Here is a 20,462-nt window from a genome sequence, read left to right as displayed (position 1 = left end):
AGGAACCGTCTTGTTGCTGGCGGTTGCAACATTGGCGAGTTTCTTGCAGCAATTTTCATGCCGCATTTATCGATTTTAACACTTTCGGCGGTTCAAAGCGTGCAACCGAGGTCACATTTAACTTGGTTGCACAAAGTTGCAACATAGGTGATATTGCTGCCACGCAAGCGTTGAATCACTACTTTTGAGGACGAGGACATCATGGGAACGACTACCATGGGGGTGAAGCTGGATGAAGCCACCCGCGATCGCATTAAACTGGCGGCGCAGAAGCTTGACCGCACATCACACTGGCTGATCAAGCAGGCCATTTTTAATTATCTGGAGCAGCTGGAAGCCGGTGAATCCGTGCCGGAAATTCCGCAGTTGCTGATTGATGCCGCCGGTGATGAAAGCGTGCCCGACGAGGCGCTGCAGCCTTTCCTCGACTTCGCCGAACATATTTTACCGCAGTCAGTCAGCCGCTCAGCGATCACCGCCGCATGGCGTCGTCCGGAAACGGATGCGGTGCCAATGCTGCTGGAACAAGCGCGTCTCCCTGCCCCGCTGGCCGAGAAAACCCATCAGCTGGCTTACAGCCTTGCCGATAAGTTGCGGCACCAGAAAGGTGCAACCGGCCGCGCCGGCATGGTGCAAAGCTTGCTGCAGGAGTTCTCGCTCTCTTCGCAGGAAGGCGTGGCGCTGATGTGTCTGGCGGAAGCACTGCTGCGTATTCCGGATAAGCCGACGCGTGATGCGTTAATCCGCGACAAAATCAGCAATGGCAACTGGCAATCGCATCTTGGCCGCAGCCCGTCGATGTTTGTTAACGCCGCCACCTGGGGCTTGCTGTTTACCGGCCGTCTGGTCTCTACCCATAACGAGGCTAATCTGTCGCGCTCGCTCAATCGCATCATCGGTAAAAGCGGCGAACCGCTGATCCGTAAAGGCGTGGACATGGCGATGCGCCTGATGGGCGAGCAGTTTGTTACGGGTGAAACCATCGCCGAAGCGCTGGCGAATGCGCGCAAACTGGAAGAGAAAGGGTTCCGTTACTCATACGACATGCTGGGCGAAGCGGCGCTGACCGCCAGCGATGCCAAAGCCTATTTGGTTTCTTACCAGCAGGCGATTCACGCCATCGGCAAAGCGTCGAACGGTCGCGGTATTTATGAAGGTCCGGGCATCTCCATCAAACTGTCAGCGCTGCATCCGCGCTACAGCCGCGCGCAGTATGAGCGCGTGATGGACGAACTCTACCCGATCCTTAAATCCCTGACGCTGCTGGCGCGCACGTATGACATCGGTATTAACATCGATGCGGAAGAAGCCGATCGCCTTGAGCTGTCGCTCGATCTGCTGGAAAAACTTTGCTTTGAACCGGAGCTGGAAGGCTGGAACGGCATCGGCTTTGTGATTCAGGCGTATCAGAAGCGCTGTCCGTTCGTGATTGATTCGCTGATTGATTTGGCGCAGCGCAGCCGTCGCCGTCTGATGATTCGCCTGGTGAAAGGCGCGTATTGGGACAGCGAAATCAAACGCGCGCAGATTGAAGGTCTGGAAGGCTATCCGGTCTATACCCGCAAGGTGTACACCGATATCTCTTATCTGGCATGCGCGCGCAAACTGCTGGCGGTGCCGAACCTGATCTATCCGCAGTTTGCTACCCACAACGCGCACACGCTGGCGGCGATCTACCAGCTGGCGGGCAATAACTATTATCCAGGCCAGTACGAATTCCAGTGCCTGCACGGCATGGGTGAACCGCTGTATGAGCAGGTTGTCGGTAAAGTGGCCGATGGCAAACTGAACCGACCGTGTCGTATTTATGCGCCGGTCGGTACCCACGAAACGCTGCTGGCGTATCTGGTGCGTCGTCTGCTGGAGAACGGTGCCAATACCTCCTTCGTTAACCGCATCGCTGATAACACCTTGCCACTGGATGAGCTGGTCGCCGATCCGGTTGCCGCCGTGGAGAAAATGGGCATTGCGGAAGGCGCGATTGGTTTACCGCATCCGAAAATCCCGCTGCCGCGCGATCTGTATGGCGCCAAGCGCGCTAACTCCGCCGGTCTGGATATGGCCAACGAACATCGTCTGGCGTCGCTCTCCAGTGCCCTGCTCAACAGCGCCAGCCAGCCGTGGATCGCCCAGCCGCTGGTAGAAGGTGAATTAGGCGAAGGCGTCAGCCGCCCGGTGATTAACCCTTCTGCACCAACAGATGTGGTGGGCAGCGTGCGTGAAGCTACCGAAGCCGAAGTCTCGGCTGCACTGGATGCGGCAGTCAATGCCGGTCCAATCTGGTTCGCGACGCCACCGCAGGAGCGTGCCGCGATTCTGGAGCGTGCCGCCGAAGCAATGGAAGGCCAGATGCAGCAGCTGATTGGCCTGCTGGTGCGTGAAGCCGGTAAAACCTACAACAACGCCATCGCCGAAGTGCGTGAAGCGGTTGATTTCCTCTACTACTACGCGGGCATGGTGCGCGACGATTTCGATAACGAAACCCATCGTCCGCTTGGTCCGGTGGTGTGCATTAGCCCGTGGAATTTCCCGCTGGCGATCTTTACCGGACAAGTTGCCGCAGCGCTGGCGGCGGGTAACAGCGTGCTGGCAAAACCGGCGGAGCAAACGCCGCTGATTGCCGCGCAGGCGGTGCACATCCTGCTGGATGCCGGCGTACCGGCTGGCGTGCTGCAACTGCTGCCGGGCCAGGGCGAAACCGTGGGTGCGCAACTGACCGGCGACGAGCGCGTGCGCGGTGTGATGTTCACCGGTTCAACCGCGGTGGCGACATTGCTGCAGCGTAATCTGGCCGGTCGTCTCGATCCTCAGGGCCGTCCGACGCCGCTGATTGCCGAAACCGGCGGCATGAACGCGATGATCGTGGATTCCTCAGCGCTGACCGAACAGGTGGTGGTGGATATCGTGGCTTCGGCCTTTGATAGTGCCGGTCAACGCTGCTCGGCGCTGCGTCTGCTGTGCGTGCAGGACGATGTGGCCGATCACACGCTGAAAATGCTGCGCGGTGCGATGGCCGAGTGCCGCATGGGCAACCCGGAACGTCTCTCGACCGACATTGGTCCGGTAATCGATGCCGAAGCGAAAGCCAACATCGAACGTCACATTCAGGCGCTGCGCAATAAGGGCTTCAACGTCTATCAGGCGGCGCAGGAGAATCCGCAGGACAGCAAAGAGTGGAACAGCGGCACCTTTATCAAGCCGACGCTGATCGAGCTGGATCAGGTAAGCGATCTGGATAAAGAGGTGTTTGGACCAGTGCTGCACGTGGTGCGTTTCTCGCGCAATAACTTGCCGCAGCTGGTTGAGCAGATTAACGCGTCGGGTTACGGCCTGACGCTCGGCGTGCATACGCGCATCGATGAAACCATCGCGCAGGTTACGGCGAGCGCTAAAGTCGGCAACCTGTATGTAAACCGCAATATGGTGGGTGCGGTCGTCGGCGTGCAGCCGTTCGGCGGCGAAGGCTTGTCGGGCACCGGTCCAAAAGCCGGTGGTCCGCTCTATCTCTATCGCCTGCTGGCCAACCGTCCAGATGGCGCGCTGCGTATCACCTTTGATCGTCAGGATGCCGAGCGCCCGGTGGATAGCACGGTGCGTGCCGAGCTGATGCGTGCGCATCAGGCATTGCAGCAGTGGGCGCAGGATAAGCCTGAGCTGCTGGCGCTGTGTCAGCGTTACGACGAGCTGGCGCAGGCCGGTACGGTGCGTCTGCTGCCGGGCCCAACCGGCGAGCGCAATACCTTCACCCTGCTGCCGCGCGAACATGTGCTGTGCATCGCCGATAACGCAGAAGACGCGCTGACGCAACTGGCGGCGGTAACCAGCGTCGGCAGTCAGGCCATCTGGCAGGATGATGAGCTGCATCGTGCGCTGCGTACGTCTTTGCCTGCTGCAGTGCAAGCGCACGTCAAGCTGGTGAAGGATGCGCTGGCGGCGGAGTTTGATGCGGTGATTTATCACGGTGATGCCGATCAGCTGCGCAGCCTGTGTGAGCAGGTCGCGGCACGCGATGGCGCGATTGTCTCGGTGCAGGGCTTCGCGCGCGGCGAAACCAATCTGCTGCTGGAGCGTTTGCTCATTGAGCGTTCACTGAGCGTCAATACCGCCGCTGCGGGCGGTAATGCGAGTTTGATGACCATCGGTTAAGACGCGCAATAAAGTGCGCCGCTACAGTCAGTGCATGATTTGGTAGCGGCGCGATTCATCGCGTGAATTTTCAGGCCGCAGACTTATTCCGCTTCAACCCGATCAGCGTTGGAAACACAAACAGCGACTGCCCCAATCCACGATTAGTCACCTGCCACACCGCCACCGAACACAGCGAACAGATGCCAACAATCGCCAGCGGATAGAAACAGGCCCACAGAATGGAGAACCATGCTTGCTCAAACAGGTGATGGCGCTGGGCGAACAGAATCGCCGACATACCGAAGAACTCAATGAAGATGCGGTGAATCACGTAAATTTGCAGCGTGTTGCGCCCAACCCAATTCAAATAACTCATTTTGAAACGCGCGTTCAGCCAGCGACACGCCGCCACGCTACCCAGCACCGCAAGGATGCACAGGAACAGGCTCTTATCCAGACCAAAGATGATATGCAGACCCGAGACCGCCGCCAATATTGCCCACGGCACAATGTTGTCACGACGCCATTCACTGAGACGCAGCATCATCGGGCTCCAGAACGCCCCCAGCAGGAAGAACAGGAAATACTGCGCTACGCTTTGGGGTCCCCAGTACGGAATAATTTTCTCCACCGCCAGATAGTTGAGCGCAATCGCCACCACCAGCAACGCCACTTTCTGCTGTTTAAAGATCTTGGCGCACAGGAAATAGAGCGCCAGGCCGTAGAGATACCACGAGGTGCTCATGGCAAGGAATGTCAGCTTTAAGAACTCCAGCAGCGAACCGGCATACGCCGCGTTGAGGTTCTGTGAAATACGCTGCCCGGTGATCTCGGTTGAGATGCCGACAATCGACCACCACTGAATAAAGCCCCACAAAATATAGAGATAAAACAGGTTGGTGATGCGACTGGTAAACACCTGCTTCCACGGCCGATTTAAAATACCGTTAGTGGCTAATAAGCCTGAAACAAAGAAAAACGCCGGCATACGCAGCGGCGATAATACGGTATTAAACTGCACCCATATTTCTGCCGGGATCCAACCTGCCGTCAATAATTTCACCGTGCCTTCGAATCCAGGTAATACGGTGTGATACAACACCACCAGTAATATGCAGGCTCCCTTGAGGGTATTTATCCATGCGATATCTTCTTTCCTGGCGTTATTCATATGATGACTCCCGCTGCTGTTGCTGTGTAGGTCTTAAAGAAGAAGGATGAGGAAATAAGCGTTGTAGCATTTATGATTATTAAACGATTATTCAACAGGCGGGGCGGGCATGATGTAGCGAAAGTCCTAAATGTTTTTTTGTGGTCCTGATATAACAATACTTTACACATCCAGACAAAAATAGAACCCTGAGCAGGCTAAGGAAATTTGTCTTAATTTGAGTCACTAAAAGAGGATTAAGTAAAATAAGTGTGATCGTTGTCGCGCAGGGAATTTAAGAACAATCCCCCCTTTCTTATGCCAGATTAAATTCAAATCCTAAATGTGGGTTTATTTAATGTGGCAAATGGATAAGCAGGAATATTAGCGTTGTGCTAAGCGATTTATTACCGCGCATTCCGTAGCGTCGTGATTTATAGCACAATGAATTGCGCCGCTACGGAATGTGCGGCGCGTGATCAACAAAGTTATTGCAGCGGTGCGCTTTTGCTTTCGAGCGCAGGTTTGCGCAGCAGGCGCGGATAGAGAAACAGCATGCGGCCCGGACCACGGTTGAGCAGCGTCCACACCAACAACGAAATACTGGTACACAACGCAACGCCGATAATTGGCATCAGTAGCGCCCATGCCCAGCTAAAGACGGTATGGTCAAACCAACCATAATGCACCGCCAGCACAATCGCACTCAGCCCCAGCAGCTCAATAAAGATACGGTGCAGCACGTAGATTTGCAGCGTGTTACGGCCAATCCAGTTGAGCCACGCCATATTGAAATGTTCATTGAGCAAGCGGCATAGCACAATGCCAAACACGATGGTCAGCAAGCTGTAGAACGGATTTTTATAGATGCCGCCGACATGGTGCAGCAGGCCAATGAGCGCAATGCCGCCCAGCATCAACCAGTGCTGACGCTTCAGTTCGCTCAACTCGATCAACGCCTGGCTGAAGAACACGCCGAGCAGGAAATAGAGATAGTTCTGCGCCACGCTGGCGGGTCCCCAGCCGGGAATCAGGCTAAACTGCGCGGCGTAAGTCGCGACGATCGCCAGCGCCATCAAGGCCATCTTCTGTTTGTGGAACAGCTTGGTGAACATGAAGAATCCGGCCAGCGCGTAGAGATACCAGAGGCTCGTCATCGAGGTCATCAGCAGCTTAACGAACTCAAACGGCGTGTCCGCATAGGCGGCGTTTTTAGTACTGGAGAGCCGTTCCCCGAGATGGGTGGAGATGTAGTGAATGCTCAGCCACTGAATGACGCCCCACAGCAGGTAGAGATAGACGATGTTGCTGAACTTTTTGGTGAACACCTCTTTCCAGCTCTTTTTGGTGATTGAACTGGCAGCCAGCAAACCTGAGACAAAAAAGAAGGCCGGCATGCGCAGCGGCGACAGATAGGTGTTAAACGCCACCCACCAGTGCGCTGGCAGCAGCCCAGCCGTGAGATGATGCAGCGAAGGCGCGAACGTGGTGATGATGGAGTGGTGTAATACCACCATCAAAATGCAGCCCCCTTTGAGCGTGTTGATCCACAGGACCTCTTTCCTGGCAGTTGTCATTGCTATGTCCTAATTGCGCCATGAATTTGTAAAGAATTATTTATATTTACAAAGATGTCTCAATCGGGACTTTCCTAATAAGAAACCACCCTAAGTCGCGTAGGATACTGGTGAAATTTAAACGTTAAAATTCATAAGGTTATTAAAGTCAGGCGAATTGAATTTAGGAAAATACTGAGAAGAAAAATACCGGGACAGATAAGAAAAACGTCGCCCTTATCAGGCGACGCTGGAGATTATTGGTTAAGAAACTTGTCGAGAAATTGCCGGGTACGTGCCTGCTGCGGATTGCTGAACAGCGCTTTTGCAGCGCCCTGCTCCACGATGCGTCCCTGATCCATAAAGATGGCGCGATCCGCGACGTCGCGCGCAAAGCTCATCTCATGGGTGACGATCACCATGGTGCGTTTCTCCTGCGCCAGCGCGCGAATGGTGTTGAGCACCTCGCCCACCAGCTCAGGATCAAGCGCCGAGGTCGGCTCATCAAACAGAATCACTTCCGGACGCATCGCCAGCGCGCGGGCAATCGCCACACGCTGCTGCTGTCCGCCGGAGAGACGACGTGGAAAACTCTCTTCCTTGCCGTGCAATCCCACTTTCTCCAGCAAACTGCGCGCACGCGCGATGGCTTCCGCCTTCGGCTCGCCCTTGACGATCACCGGCCCTTCAATGATGTTCTCCAGCACCGAGCGGTGCGGGAACAGATTGAAGTTCTGGAACACAAAGCCAACCTGCTGACGCAACTGGCGCACCAGCTGCTTCTGCTTGTTGAGGCCGAGCGCCGCATCAATGGCAATATCGCCAACTTTGATACGTCCGCTTTCCGGCACTTCCAGCAAATTGATACTGCGCAGCAGCGTGGTTTTACCGGAGCCGCTTGGCCCGATAATGGCCACCACTTCGCCTGGTGCCACGTCGAGATCGATGCCGTGCAGCACCGTCTGGCCGTGAAACTGCTTCACCAGCTGACGGACTTCAATTGCACTCATTTACCCTCCCGATCCTGTCGATTCACATGCGCTTCCAGGCGATTTTGCAATGCCGACAGCACGGTCGCCATCACCCAGTAAATCAGCGAGGCCGCCAGGTACATGGTGAACACTTCTAGCGTCCGTGAGGTGATCAGCTGCGCCTGACGGAACAGCTCCGGCACCTGAATGGTGGCGGCCAGTGAAGTATCTTTCACCAGGCTGATAAAGCTGTTGCCCAGCGGCGGCAGCGCGGTGCGCGCGGCCTGCGGCAGGATCACGCGACGCAACGTTTGCCACGGCGTCATGCCGATGCTGGCTGCGGCTTCCCACTGCCCGCGTTCAATTGCGGCAATCGCACCACGCAGCGATTCAGAGGCGTAAGCGGCGGTATTCAGCGACAGACCAATCATCGCCGAGGGAATCGGATCCAGCTCGATACCAAACTGCGGCAGACCGTAATAGATCATAAACAGTTGGGCGATGAGCGGCGTGCCACGGAAAATCGACACGTAGATGCGTGCCAGCCAGTTGATCGGCCAGAAGTGTGACAGGCGCATCAGCGCCAGCACGAAGCCGAGTATCAGGCCGAAGAACATCCCGCCGATACTCAGCTGCAGCGTGAACAGCGCGCCTTTCAGTAAAAATGGTGCTGAATCCAGCACCAGTTGTAAGCTTTCCTGCATTATTTAGTGACGTCCGCGCCGAACCATTTTTCAGACAGTTTGCTCAGCGAGCCATCTTTCTGCATGTCCGCAATGGCGGAGTCGATCGCTTTCAGCAGATCGTCGTTGCCTTTACGCAGCGCCACGCCCGATTCCAGACGGGAGAAGGCCGGGCCCGCTACCGCCATGGTGTCGCCGGTTTTCTTCACCAGATCCAGCGCCGCCAGGCGATCAACCAGAATGGCGTCTAAACGGCCTGAACGCAGATCCTGATACTTGGTTGGGTCATCATCATAGGTACGCACATCGGCTTTCGGCACATTATCCTTCAGCCACTGTTCGTAGTTAGAGCCGAGACCGACGCCGACTTTCTTGCCGGCCAGATCGTCTGGCTTGGTGACAGTTGCTGCGTTTTTCTTCAGCGTCAGCGCCTGCACGCCAGAAATGGTGTACGGCGTAGAGAAGTCATACTTTTTCTTGCGCTCAGGGGAAATGGTGACCTGATTGATCACCACGTCAATGCGTTTGGAATCCAGCGACGCCAGCATGCCGTCCCATTTGGTCGGACGCAGATCGGCTTTCACGCCAAGGTGTTGAGCCAGCGCCTGCGCGAACTCCACTTCGAAGCCGGTCAACTGGCCTTTTTCGTCCTGGAAGCTGAACGGCGGATAAGTGCCTTCCAGACCGACGCGCAGCTCGCCTTTACTCTTTACTTTTGCCAGCAAATCTTCTGCGGCGAAGGATTTAACGTTAACGCCCGCGACCAGCGCGACCGCCATCATGCCCATCACCATTTGGCGACGAATTGGAGAGAAAGTCATGTTTACCCCATTTATTGTGATGTGTTGTTGTGTGCTTTGTCAGGCCGCCATCGACGGCGACCGTTTGAATAACCGCTGGATTATAAACCGTTTTTACGTTCTGTCTCAGACCGAAGGGTGATAAGCAAATAACGCCGGCGATCCCCCGGTATGCACGAACAGCAACGGACCTTCACGACGGAAGCGATTTTGCGCAATGCCATCAATTAATCCCGCCATCGCTTTGCCGGTGTAGACCGGATCGAGCATGATGCCTTCCAGGCGCGCCAGCAGTTTCACCGCCGCCATGCCCTCATCGTTTGGCTCGCCGTAACGCGGCGCGAAGTAATCATCCCACAAGGTGATCGGCGCTTTGGCCTGCACTTCGAGCTGCTCAGCCAGCGCGCTGCGAATGCGCTCCACCACCGGCAACTGCGCCTCAACCTTGCGGGACACGGTAACGCCAACTAGCTCGGTTTCGGGCAGCAGCTGTTCCAGACCCACCGCCAGGCCCGCGTGCGTGCCGGCGCTGCCGGAAGCGACCACCACCGCGGCAAAATCCACCACGCCTTCGCTTTGATGCGCAATCTCCTGCGCACACTCAACGTAGCCGAGCGCACCGAGCGCGTTGGAACCGCCAACCGGCACAATATACGGACGAAATCCCTGCGCTTCGAGGTGTTCGGCCTGAGCGGCCAGCTGTTCAGTGGGATTGTGCAGCGCATCAACCATGACGATTTCCACATCCATCAAATCGAGCATGAGGCGATTGCCGTTGCTGAGGTAGTTTTCTGACGCGGTGCCAATCGGGTTTTCCAGCAGCGCCACGCACTTCAGGCCGAGCTTCGCCGCTACCGCTGCGGTTTGACGCACATGGTTAGATTGAATGGCGCCCGCCGTCAGCAGCACATCCGCGCCTTCGCGCAGCGCATCCGCAGCCAGGAATTCAAGTTTACGCAGTTTGTTACCGCCGAGGGCAACCGGCGTGAAGTCATCGCGCTTAATAAAGATATCGCGACCAAGATAGTCAGAAAGCCGGGGCAAATGCTCAAGCGGCGTTGGTGCACCGAGTAATTCAAGACGGGGGAACTGGTGCAGAAGATGTAAGGACAATGCAGCCTCCATTCGGGCAATGTGCAGTTATCCATACAGTGTTGCAGAAGATGAGAAAAGTCGCACCCGGAATTCACCGCGTGCTGCCCTTGTTGCTGTCATGCTCGACAACAACAAGGGTGGGATCTCCCTCAGCCCTGCTGCCAGCCTAAAAACTGGTCATATTTGCGCAGTGCGATGCGGTAATTGTTATTGCCCGCATCAGGCAGATCGTTCTCCAGACATTCATGCCAGCTATTGCCCCGTAAACGATCGGCCGGGAAATTTTTCGCCTTCAGCATGTCATCAAGCCGACGCAAACGTACCACATACTCACGTATGGTACTGTGGCTCATCTCGGTCTGCTCAAACAGGTATTGCTTAAACGCCATAATGTCGAAGTAATTCGGATGGGTATTACAAAATATATCGCTGCAGAAACGACACAAGGCGGTCAATTCTGGCTGGAGTTTCATCCACACCTGATCGTCAATCATTTGGTCCATGCGTGCGATGGCCTCTTTATTGATGATCTGGCCGCGAAAGACTAACGCCATACGATCTAAAACTTTGCCACAGTGTGAACAATTGCTTTGGCTGTGCTTATAGTCTTTAAGATAGCGACTTAACGGTCTGGCTTTAACTTTGGCTCCCATTGCTGAGTCCCCGGTTTTATTGTTTTTTTCGATCGCCAGGAACTGAGACTGTTAGCGCGCCCCCGATAATCGGGCACGCAGGCGTTTGATCGCCTGACTGTGCAGTTGACTGACGCGGGATTCCCCCACTTCCAGCACCGCGCCAATCTCCTTCAGGTTCAGTTCTTCCTGGTAGTACAGTGTGAGCACGAGTTTTTCACGTTCAGGCAAGGCCTCAATCGCTTCAATCACGCGGTCACGTAGGTTTCCTTCCAACAACTGATGAAGCGGGTTGGCTTCCTCATGCCCCTCCGTCACCAGCTCCGCACTGTCGCCGTGTTCTTCCCGATACTCGTCGTAGGAGAAGAGTTGGCTGTTGTTGGTATCGAGCAGAATCTGCCGATACTCCTCCAGCGAAACATTCAGTCGCTCAGCCACTTCCTGCTCAGTAGCCGAGCGCCCCAACGCTTGTTCTACCTGATGCATGGCACCTGCCACTTCGCGCGCATTTCTGCGTACGCTGCGTGGTGCCCAGTCGCGACTGCGCAGCTCATCCAGCATTGCTCCCCGGATACGCTGCACGGCGTAGGTAGTAAAGGCGGTGCCCTGTAGCGCATCGTAGCGCTCCACGGCATTTAATAAGCCAATGCCACCGGCCTGCAGCAGATCGTCAAGCTCAACGCTGGCTGGCAAACGAACCTGCAGGCGCAGCGCTTCATGTCGCACCAGAGGAACGTAGCGCTGCCAGAGCGAATGTTTATCCATCACGCCATCGGCGGTATAGAGATCGTTCACGTTGACTACCCTGCGTTAGTAAAGTTATCGGCATGATTATCCAATTCTGTAGGGGTTTTGATTGGCAGAATAGGCGGGCAAAAGCGAGGTTATTTCAAATTTGTTATGGATGGCGGTGGATCGCACCGCCATCCGCGCGGGCGTTAGCGCAAATTACGCAGTCTTTCCCGCGTGCCAGGCGGCACCGCGTCCCATAATGCGCAAACTTTGCCCTCAAGTGCCTGATAAAAAGGGGTAATCAACGCTTCAGTTTCCAGCGCAGGATTAAACAGCACCTGACCGGTTTCCGCGTTGATGCTTATCATTTTGTTGATAAACAGCCGCTGCAGGTCGCTACGCAGGAATAAGCCGTTATCGGCGCTGTTATCCGCCAGAAAGCCCTCTTCGTTCTCTTGCGTATCTATGTAGCACGCTTCCACCCACGGCCAGCTGTGACGTTCGGTCAGCTGCGTGCCGGTGATAATGCAGGCGCCGTAGCGCGCTTTTACCGCCGAGGTGAACTCCGCCTGGCTGGAGCGCTGCAGCACTTTGGCTTTTACGCGGCGTCCGACTTCGGTGCCGGGCATCACGCCGCTCGGCACTTTGTATTGCGGCGTGCTCAACACCACCAGAAACTGGATTTTACGCGACAGCGGGAAGCACGGATGCGCCTGCGCATCGAACAGCTGCCAATACTCATCCTCTTCGGTCTGCCGCATCAGCACCAGCTTAAAGCCCCGGCTGTTGAGCAGATTCTGCGCCGCTGCCGAATTGGGATCGAGCATGGCAAACACCTGGGTTTCGCCGACCACTTTCCAGCGCCCTTCTTTGCGCGCTTCGTCGTTGCGCCGGAAGTAGAGAAACGCCTGCTGGTTTTTCAGGTAATGCTCAAAGCGACGCAGATAGTTTTTGCGCTCGTTGTCGTCCGAGACAAACAGCAGATCCTCGATCGGGCTGTTGATCTCCTCCTGCGCGAACAGCGCGCGGATCACCAAATTGCGAAAGCTGGTCGACGGGCTCAGCAACCCGCGTGCGGTAAGCTCTTTCTCGTCGGGATGCTGCTGCGTGTAGCGCAGGGCAATCTCTTCGAAGGTCAGTAGCTCACCCGGTAACAAGTCATAATTGAAGCGCATAGACACCCCAGAAACGGAAAAATGTGGTTCAAAAATTGGAATGATTCTGAGGGGAGTTATCGGCAGATTTGAGGTGGACTGTAACAGTGCTGTTACTTTTTCGAGGATGTAAGGTACTGGTCAAAATTGGGGTTGGATGGGTATGGCGGATTTGAATTAGTACCGGATGAAATCTTGCATCTCATCAGGTTGCTGCCGAGACTGTGCAGAGTCCAGAAATGCCCTGCCCGATCGCAAAGAAATCCGGCATCCATGCCGATCGCCCTCGCCATCCTGGCTCGGACGCTTTGCTTACGGGCAGAGCATTTCTGTCCATCAGAGTTCACGATGGCTGTATTAGGTGCGTTGTAGCGGCGCAATTTATTACGCGATAAATCGCGCCGCTACCGCATCATTACGCTGGAATGTATTTATAGCGTTGCAACATGCGTTCCATATACACCGGATCAATGCCGGACTTGATTTTGAACACGCCTGCATCTTCCGCTTTCTCGACCGTCTCCAGGAATTCAAGCACCGCGTGATAATCGCTACGGCTCCAGAAATCATGGATGAAGATCAGCGTATTCTGCGCATCAATTTGTGTCGCCAGTGAATGTTTGATCGCATTCAGGGTACAAGCCACGCGGAAGCGGCCATCAACCAGGATGAAATCAAAGCCTTGTGCGTGCTGGTTAATCGCTTCGCTATACAGCGGGAACTTGTCCTGATGTGAATTATCCACCGGATAACCCCATTCTTTAGTCGGTCCGATATCAACGTAATCAACGTTGCACAGAGGTCCGGCTTCTTTATGCAGCGTATCGACCCAGAACTTATCACTTTCGACGCCAAACACTTCAATACCGTTACGCGTTGCCAGTTTGGTTGAGCCGCCGCTGCCAAACTCGTAGTAGCGCGTTGACTGCTTCACATAGCGTTCGAACAATTCCGTTTCCGCCGCTGACATACGCGGCATTTCAGGAATGATGTTTTTCAACTGCGCAGCCGTGGTTGTTGGCACTGTGGTTTCATCCAACTCATTGGCGATGTAAGCCTCTGCACGTTCTGGTGAACTCACCTGCAACACCTTATAAGCCGCATCACGCATTTGGTAACCCGCGTGCAAAATGAATGCCAGCTTTTCGCGCTGTTCGAAACTCAAAGCACGCAGGCGATTTTCGTTTGGCATAAACAGCAGCTGTGCCGCGACCATCGCTGAGGACGGCAATGTCAGCTCATCATTAATGATCACTGGCGCGGCATATTCCACTTGAGCAAAGGCATGGAACTGGAAGCCAAGTTCACCCAGCGTGGCAGTCAAATCACTGAAGCTAAGTTGACCCATATGCGTATTTTCAAAGCGATATTGCACATTGATAAACAGGCAGCTTTGCAATACGCGCTGGCCTTGAGCAAAGGTCTGTTTCAGGTTGAAGCTGTTATCAACAGAGAACCACTCCAGACGATCCAAGCCATGAATCTCATCCAGCTTGGAAGACGGGAATTTCACTTCGGTTAACACGCGTTGCGCAACCCATGCATCATTGGCCGCAGCCGGTGCGAGAGCAGGCAAATCACTGCTGTAGCGCGCGTCCAGACACATGTAGAACGGATGCTCTTCACCATCACTCAGCAAGTGCGCCTTGATATGCTGGATATCTTTCTTGCGCAGTGGGAAGTGCTTGTCTTCTACCGCCGCCAGCGGGTCCATGATCACCGCATGAATCGCTTCCATTGAGGTGAGATTGATAAACTTGCTGCTGCGAGCCAGACAACCGCCGTAATCCATCATTAAGACTTTACCGGACAGTTTGAACTCAAAGTCTTTTACTTTGACCTGCTGCTGCGCGACATCTTGCTGCGATGGATGTTGCAGCATGACCGGCTGGCGATCGTCGAGGAAGAATGGCGCACTTTCTTCGCTCAAGCTCAAAGCTTCCGGCGCTTTGCCTTCGCAATAGCGCTGCCAAACCGCACGCATCGCATCAGAGAAATGTCCGGCAAATTGTTTACCATCACACACTGGCGAAGAGAGCAAAATATCGCGCAGATGTTGACGGATCACGCCAAGGCTGTTGAGGTCATTAGTGAGGCCCACGGCGATATCAATGTATTGTTCCCAGCTATCCGCCACCAATTCAGGCATACCGGCATGGACCAAGTGTGATGCCGAGTGGCGACCCGCAAATGTTGGGCCTGGCAGCGTTACTACCGGCACGCCCATCGCCATCGCTTCGCAAGTGGTTAAGCCACCGGAATATGGCCAAGGATCGAGGGCGATATCTACGCGGTTATAGCTCTCTAGCAGCTCTTTATGCGGTGAGGAACCTTCCAGCATTATGCGATCAGAGGTGATACCGTGCTGCGCGAGTGTGCTACGCACACGTTCACACAGTAATTCATTTTTAAAGTTGAAACTCTTCAAGAAAAGACGAGATTCTGGCACGCACTGCATTAATGCTGCCCATTGCGCCAACAATTGGTCATTAACTTTTGCCGCGTTATTAAAGCAACCAAAAGTAATATAGCCGTTCTTGTTTACCGGACCTTCACTCACTGGCGGTAAATAGTGCGGTGGGTCGTAACAAATATAATCGCCTGGCAAGCGAATCAGTTTCTCTGTATACAGGCTGTCAGTACCTTCCGGGGTTTCAACATGATCGCTGAGCAAATAATCCATGCCCTCTAATCCGGTGCTACTAATTAATCCACCAACCCATTTAATTTGGATGGGTGCAGGTTGCTGCTGGAAGGTCAACATGCGGCTATTCGAGTTATAGCCACAGAGATCGAACAAAATATCAATCTGGTCATCACGGATAAGGTCATTTACCGCGTTGTCCGAAAGGCCTTCAATCACCTGCCACTTTTTAGCAATGCGTTGAATTCGATGTGTAATGTGATCTTCATGAAAATTCGTGCTATAGGCATAAATTTCCATCTGTTCTTCCGGAATATGAGACAAACCTAACGTGATCATATTACCGACTGGATGCGAACGGAAACCTTCAGAGATCATGCCTATACGCAATTTTTTATTAGCTATTTTAATAGCCGATTGTTGGCGGTTCACTTTGTGCGAAGGCTTAAAACGTGTTTGCCACTGCTGGCATAAGGCGAGAATTCTCTCAGGTGTCGCTTCTGGGTGATAATGTAATCCCACAATATGATTAAAATGTGGTGAAGGATTTTTTCCTGAAAGTTTGGAAGCTTGTGAGTAGGAACGATCCATCTTATCAAACTGCGCTAAATCTTGATAAATCATGCCGAGATTGTTCCAGTTCTGCCAGTTATCCGGATCCTCGTCCGTCAATAATGTATAGGCTTCAATTGCTTTTTCATATTTTTTCAATTTTTGCAGTACAGTGGCGAGTAATGTTCGCAATGGGCGTGATTCTGTTTTTTTTAATTTAGGAACGATGTTTTCAAGGAACAGTTGGGCTTCTTCGAAACGTTCTTTTTTATACAGCCCATTCGCCTTTACATAAAGTGCTTCACTTAAAAGAGGATTCAGGACTAAGGCTTTTTCTACAGTCTCAGCAGCTTCAACAAATTTACCTAATTGTTCATATACTCGAGCAAGCACCACCCACATCAAAGGATGATCGCTGTATTTATCCTGTAACGGAACGATAATATTTAACGCATCAATCGGGTGTCTCTCTAACAACTCGAGAGCGCGTCGTAAATGTGCCGCTAGTACTTGATCTGTTTTCATTTGCAGTGGAAGCGTTGAATCAGAGCTCTTTTTTTTCATTTCCGCCTACTTACCTAAGTTGGTTTGGCTGTAAGGCATAAACATGAATTCACATTACGCCCACGATGCTAGCCAGTGTAAAAAATGCAAAAAAAAATAACGGGTGTAATACCCGTTATTTTTTATGCTAATTAAGCGGATTGTCTGGTTAGACTTACTGCAGCAGTGACAACACGTTCTGTGGAACCTGGTTAGATTTAGACAGTACTGAAGTACCCGCCTGCTGCAGAATCTGCGCACGGCTCATGTTCGATACTTCGGTCGCGTAGTCAGCGTCTTCGATACGGCTCTTCGCAGCAGTGATGTTGGTTACTGTGTTGTTCAGGTTGTTAACTGTTGATTCGAAACGGTTCTGGCTCGCACCCAGTGAAGAACGCAGTGAGTCAACGTTAGAAATCGCTTTGTCGATTGCAGCCAGCAGCTTAGTTTCAACAGTTGCAACGGTCGCAGTAGTACCGGTTGCAGCAGTGTAAGTTGCCAAGATACCAACGCCAGAAGAAGCACCTGCAGAGCCTTCAGTGATACCAGACAGGCCAGCAACACCGGTGAACAGGGTAGTAGAATCGATTTTCTTCAGTGAGATGCCGATAGTTTCGTCATCCTGTGCGCCAACCTGGATATTTTTGGTAACGTCAGTGGTCAGAACTTTGATGCCGTTGAAGCTAGTCTGTGCAGATACACGGTTGATTTCTTTAACGCGGTCAACGATCTCGTTGTTGATTGAAACCAAGTCATCACCGGAGTTAGTACCGTTGTTCGCCTGAACAGTCAGTTCACGGATACGTTGTAAGTTGGTGTTGATCTCGTTCAGTGCGCCTTCAGTGGTCTGCGCCAGAGAGATACCGTCGTTGGCGTTACGTGAAGCCTGAGTCAGACCTTTAACCTGAGAAGACATACGGTTAGCGATTGCCTGACCTGCAGCATCGTCTTTCGCACTGTTGATACGCAGACCAGAAGACAGGCGCTCAATAGCGGTGCTCAGCTGGGACTGAGATTTGTTCAGGTTGTTTTGAGTAACCAGTGAAGAAATGTTGGTATTGATAACGGCCATGATAACAGTCCTTTAAAGAGGTTTAGTTAGTTGAAACACGCTTGGCGCATCTCGCAGTCAAAAAGGGTATCGGCACGGTTTTCACAGGCTTTAGAAAAAAATACAAAATAATAAATACTCAATACTATTCAATAGTTTAAATAAAAACATCCTCGACCTTTCATTTCATCGATGATAACTCATCATCGCTCAATCACGTTTTTTTCTTCGCTGCCTTCTTTATTATCACTTCCTTTTATAGATCTACACATCAGCCTTCAGTGGCTAACGCTATCGTCAGAAACAGGAATAAATCACGCGTCAACTCTGCCCATTAGGAAATTCAAATAAAGGTAAACTTCTATTTCGACTTGCCGATAAAACCAGAACATTTAATCGTTCGAGGAACGTGTCATGGCTTCGATTAGCAATCTGGGTGTGGGTTCAGGTCTGAACCTCAGTGATTTGTATGACAGTTTAGAAACGGCTGAAAACTCAAAACTTACAACAATCACTACGCAACAAACCAAGTATCAAAGCAAGATTACCGCGATTGGTCAGCTACAAAGCGCATTGGCTTCACTGCAAACTGCGACTGATAAATTAAAAAGTGTTGATACTTTCAACGCGACCGCCGTCACCAGCAGCAATACCGCTTTCAGCGCGACGACAGCAAGCAGTGCAGTCGCCGGTAGCTATAGCATTAAGGTTAGCCAGATTGCCGTAGCGCAGACGCTGATTTCACAGCCGATTACCGATGCTTCTAAGCTGGGCAGCACAACCGGCACATCACGCACTATCACGATTTCACAAGGTAGCGGTGATCCGGTCAACATTACGTTGTCAGACAGCGAAACCTCGCTCAGTAGCGTGGTGAAGGCCATTAACAATAGCGGTGCTAACGTCTCTGCCACTACCATTAAAGGCAGTGACGGTAACTATCGTCTGCTGCTGAATTCAAAAGAAACCGGCACGGATAATGACATTACGTTGACGGTCACCGGCGACGATACTTTGCAAGCGGCGATTGGCTATGACAGCACGGCCAGCAGCAATGCGATGTCAGTGCAAACCGCCTCGCAGAATGCCAAATTGAGCGTGAATGGTATTGATATTGAAAGCGCCAGTAATACGATTTCAGATGCATTAGAAGGAGTGACTTTCACGCTGAAGTCAGCCTCATCCAGTAGTGAAACGTTAGTTGTTGATAAATCTGTAGATTCCGTTAAAAGTGCCATCACAAACTTTGTCACCGCTTATAACAAAGTGAGATCGGTCGTTGGCAGCGTTACAAAATACACCGCGGTAGATTCAGGTGCAGACCAATCTACGTCAAATGGTGCATTGCTCGGTGATAACACAGTGCGCACGGTGTCGAACCGTTTGAGCAGCCTGTTGACCGAAGCACAGAGCGGCGGCAGCTTTGCCATTCTGGCGCAGATGGGCATTACCATCGATCCCTCTGTATCCGCATCAGGTGTCACCGGTAATTTGGTGATTGATGACACTAAATTGACAGATGCATTGACCAGCAACGCCCAATCTGTTTCTCAATTCTTTGTGGGTGATGGTGAAAAGACCGGCCTTGGTACACAACTGAGCAGTACTTTGAGCACCATGCTGAGCACTAGCGTTGGCAAAGAAGGCATTATTAAAACCGCCACCGACGGTTTCAACACTCAAATAGATGAGTTGGCCGATCGCTACACCAAGATGCAAGCGACCATTGAAGCCACAATGGCACGTTATAAAACACAATTTACTCAACTCGATACGTTGATGTCGCAGCTGAATGCCACATCATCTTATCTGACGCAGCAGTTTTCCTCGACAAGCAGCAGTAGCAGCAGTAGTTAAGGAGCAACGTAATGTACAGCCAGTCAGGTGCCAGCACCTACGCGCGGTTGGGCGTCGAAAGCGCTGTAATGAGCGCCAGCCAAAACCAACTCGTGGTGATGCTTTTCGACGGTGCGCTGAGCGCTATTGTTCGCGCGCGCTTGTTTATGCAAGAAGGTAACATTGAAGGCCGCGGGATATCCCTATCCAAAGCGATCAATATTATCGATGGCGGTTTGAAACAAGGGTTAGTGGAAAATGCGGGTGACGAGTTATCCGATAACCTGCTTTCTCTGTATGACTATATGATCCGTCGCTTGGTAAGTGCCAATCTGCACAATGATGTGGGCGCAGTGGAGGAAGTTGAAGGTCTTCTGCGCAATATCTCTGATGCCTGGAAAGAAGTCGTACAATCCCAACACCTTCAGGACGCCGTTTAATGAATATTGCACCGCAACTCGTCACCGTTTACCAACAGTTACTCGATCTCAGCCATGGAATGCTGCGCTTGGCAGCAGAAGGCGAATGGGATGATTTGATTACCAAGGAAGTGGACTATGTCAGTGCGGTGCAAAGACTGGCGCAAACAACCGAAGCCGCAGCACCGTCGCGCCAGCTGCAAGAGCAGCTGCGTCCGGTGTTACGCCATATTCTCGATAATGAGAGCGAAGTGAAACGTCTGCTGCAGTTGCGCATGGACGAATTGACGCAGCTGGTGGGCCAGTCATCGATGCAGAAATCGGTGATGAGTGCGTATGGTAAGCAAGGTAGTGTGTATTTGCCGCAGAGTTGATTCGGATTCTGCGCGCTGGTGCCCTCACCCCGGCCCTCTCCCTGTACAGTCCGGGGACATGGTAGACAGGTGTTCGGGGACATGGTGAACACTTTTTAACATCCTTTACCCATGGTGATCGACTTTTTCTTCAGGTCGATCA

15 protein-coding genes are annotated in these 20,462 nt (G+C 52.8%); 4 read left to right on the top strand and 11 right to left on the bottom strand.

The features are described from left to right. Positions 1 to 201: 201 nt before the first annotated feature. Positions 202 to 4,146, top strand: coding sequence for a trifunctional transcriptional regulator/proline dehydrogenase/L-glutamate gamma-semialdehyde dehydrogenase (gene putA / locus ACFQW4_RS07950; RefSeq protein ID WP_377724738.1), 3,945 nt, complete (start codon positions 202 to 204; stop codon positions 4,144 to 4,146). 70 nt (positions 4,147 to 4,216) lie between these two features. On the opposite strand, the gene ACFQW4_RS07945 is transcribed toward putA, so the two are convergent. The 11 genes from ACFQW4_RS07945 to ACFQW4_RS07895 form a co-directional block, all read right to left on the bottom strand. Then, entirely contained in the window at positions 4,217 to 5,299 is a 1,083-nt protein-coding gene (locus ACFQW4_RS07945; protein WP_101764049.1) for an acyltransferase family protein, read from the bottom strand. Positions 5,300 to 5,766: 467 nt separating this feature from the next. Further along, positions 5,767 to 6,855, bottom strand: coding sequence for an acyltransferase family protein (locus tag ACFQW4_RS07940; protein WP_377724735.1), 1,089 nt, complete (start codon positions 6,853 to 6,855; stop codon positions 5,767 to 5,769). Positions 6,856 to 7,091: 236 nt separating this feature from the next. Next, positions 7,092 to 7,844: an L-cystine ABC transporter ATP-binding protein TcyN gene (gene tcyN, locus ACFQW4_RS07935; RefSeq protein WP_064739083.1), complete on the bottom strand. Its 753-nt coding sequence runs from the start codon at positions 7,842 to 7,844 to the stop codon at positions 7,092 to 7,094. Further along, positions 7,841 to 8,509 carry a cystine ABC transporter permease gene (gene tcyL / locus ACFQW4_RS07930; protein ID WP_064739084.1) on the bottom strand — a complete coding sequence of 223 codons (669 nt, stop codon included), beginning with the start codon at positions 8,507 to 8,509 and terminating at the stop codon, positions 7,841 to 7,843. Before tcyL ends, tcyN begins: the two co-directional genes overlap by 4 nt. Next, positions 8,509 to 9,309 (bottom strand): cystine ABC transporter substrate-binding protein, encoded by an 801-nt coding sequence (tcyJ, locus tag ACFQW4_RS07925; RefSeq protein WP_101764047.1) that lies wholly within the window; start codon positions 9,307 to 9,309, stop codon positions 8,509 to 8,511. Before tcyJ ends, tcyL begins: the two co-directional genes overlap by 1 nt. 105 nt (positions 9,310 to 9,414) lie before the next feature. Next, positions 9,415 to 10,401 (bottom strand): D-cysteine desulfhydrase, encoded by a 987-nt coding sequence (locus tag ACFQW4_RS07920; RefSeq protein ID WP_377724733.1) that lies wholly within the window; start codon positions 10,399 to 10,401, stop codon positions 9,415 to 9,417. Positions 10,402 to 10,532: 131 nt separating this feature from the next. Continuing rightward, complete coding sequence (gene fliZ, locus ACFQW4_RS07915; protein ID WP_007891377.1) at positions 10,533 to 11,036, bottom strand: flagella biosynthesis regulatory protein FliZ; 504 nt, start codon at positions 11,034 to 11,036, stop codon at positions 10,533 to 10,535. Positions 11,037 to 11,087: 51 nt separating this feature from the next. Continuing rightward, complete coding sequence (locus ACFQW4_RS07910; RefSeq protein WP_007891379.1) at positions 11,088 to 11,810, bottom strand: RNA polymerase sigma factor FliA; 723 nt, start codon at positions 11,808 to 11,810, stop codon at positions 11,088 to 11,090. Between the two features lie 143 nt (positions 11,811 to 11,953). Beyond that, positions 11,954 to 12,922: an HNH endonuclease signature motif containing protein gene (locus tag ACFQW4_RS07905; protein WP_101764045.1), complete on the bottom strand. Its 969-nt coding sequence runs from the start codon at positions 12,920 to 12,922 to the stop codon at positions 11,954 to 11,956. Between the two features lie 394 nt (positions 12,923 to 13,316). Next, the gene (locus ACFQW4_RS07900) at positions 13,317 to 16,661 is read right to left on the bottom strand and encodes a hypothetical protein (RefSeq protein WP_377724730.1); all 3,345 of its coding nucleotides are present in this window, start codon (positions 16,659 to 16,661) and stop codon (positions 13,317 to 13,319) included. 154 nt (positions 16,662 to 16,815) lie between these two features. Continuing rightward, positions 16,816 to 17,712 (bottom strand): flagellin, encoded by an 897-nt coding sequence (locus tag ACFQW4_RS07895; RefSeq protein ID WP_377724728.1) that lies wholly within the window; start codon positions 17,710 to 17,712, stop codon positions 16,816 to 16,818. A gap of 393 nt (positions 17,713 to 18,105) precedes the next feature. Between ACFQW4_RS07895 and fliD the strand changes: the two genes are divergently transcribed. The 3 genes from fliD to fliT are packed head-to-tail and all read left to right on the top strand — an operon-like array spanning position 18,106 to position 20,320. After that, the gene (gene fliD, locus ACFQW4_RS07890; RefSeq protein ID WP_377724726.1) at positions 18,106 to 19,548 is read left to right on the top strand and encodes a flagellar filament capping protein FliD; all 1,443 of its coding nucleotides are present in this window, start codon (positions 18,106 to 18,108) and stop codon (positions 19,546 to 19,548) included. A gap of 11 nt (positions 19,549 to 19,559) precedes the next feature. Beyond that, the gene (gene fliS / locus ACFQW4_RS07885; RefSeq protein ID WP_377724724.1) at positions 19,560 to 19,967 is read left to right on the top strand and encodes a flagellar export chaperone FliS; all 408 of its coding nucleotides are present in this window, start codon (positions 19,560 to 19,562) and stop codon (positions 19,965 to 19,967) included. Then, positions 19,967 to 20,320: a flagella biosynthesis regulatory protein FliT gene (gene fliT, locus ACFQW4_RS07880; RefSeq protein ID WP_377724722.1), complete on the top strand. Its 354-nt coding sequence runs from the start codon at positions 19,967 to 19,969 to the stop codon at positions 20,318 to 20,320. The genes fliS and fliT overlap by 1 nt, the downstream gene beginning before the upstream one ends. The last annotated feature ends 142 nt before the right edge of the window (positions 20,321 to 20,462 follow it).

This window comes from Pantoea sp. GCM10028869 (genome assembly GCF_042666835.1).
Classification (GTDB): domain Bacteria; phylum Pseudomonadota; class Gammaproteobacteria; order Enterobacterales; family Enterobacteriaceae; genus Pantoea; species Pantoea leporis.
The sequence above is the reverse complement of the archived record's forward strand: the minus strand, read 5'-3'. Positions and strand labels throughout refer to the sequence as shown.

What these genes read in the sequence shown, in the direction of transcription:
- putA (WP_377724738.1), top strand. Translation starts at nt 202, where the DNA reads ATGGGAACGACTACCATGGGGGTGAAGCTGGATGAAGCCACCCGCGAT.
- ACFQW4_RS07945 (WP_101764049.1), bottom strand. Translation starts at nt 5,299, where the DNA reads ATGAATAACGCCAGGAAAGAAGATATCGCATGGATAAATACCCTCAAG.
- ACFQW4_RS07940 (WP_377724735.1), bottom strand. Translation starts at nt 6,855, where the DNA reads ATGACAACTGCCAGGAAAGAGGTCCTGTGGATCAACACGCTCAAAGGG.
- tcyN (WP_064739083.1), bottom strand. Translation starts at nt 7,844, where the DNA reads ATGAGTGCAATTGAAGTCCGTCAGCTGGTGAAGCAGTTTCACGGCCAG.
- tcyL (WP_064739084.1), bottom strand. Translation starts at nt 8,509, where the DNA reads ATGCAGGAAAGCTTACAACTGGTGCTGGATTCAGCACCATTTTTACTG.
- tcyJ (WP_101764047.1), bottom strand. Translation starts at nt 9,309, where the DNA reads ATGACTTTCTCTCCAATTCGTCGCCAAATGGTGATGGGCATGATGGCG.
- fliZ (WP_007891377.1), bottom strand. Translation starts at nt 11,036, where the DNA reads ATGGGAGCCAAAGTTAAAGCCAGACCGTTAAGTCGCTATCTTAAAGAC.
- ACFQW4_RS07905 (WP_101764045.1), bottom strand. Translation starts at nt 12,922, where the DNA reads ATGCGCTTCAATTATGACTTGTTACCGGGTGAGCTACTGACCTTCGAA.
- ACFQW4_RS07900 (WP_377724730.1), bottom strand. Translation starts at nt 16,661, where the DNA reads ATGAAAAAAAAGAGCTCTGATTCAACGCTTCCACTGCAAATGAAAACA.
- ACFQW4_RS07895 (WP_377724728.1), bottom strand. Translation starts at nt 17,712, where the DNA reads ATGGCCGTTATCAATACCAACATTTCTTCACTGGTTACTCAAAACAAC.
- fliD (WP_377724726.1), top strand. Translation starts at nt 18,106, where the DNA reads ATGGCTTCGATTAGCAATCTGGGTGTGGGTTCAGGTCTGAACCTCAGT.
- fliS (WP_377724724.1), top strand. Translation starts at nt 19,560, where the DNA reads ATGTACAGCCAGTCAGGTGCCAGCACCTACGCGCGGTTGGGCGTCGAA.
- fliT (WP_377724722.1), top strand. Translation starts at nt 19,967, where the DNA reads ATGAATATTGCACCGCAACTCGTCACCGTTTACCAACAGTTACTCGAT.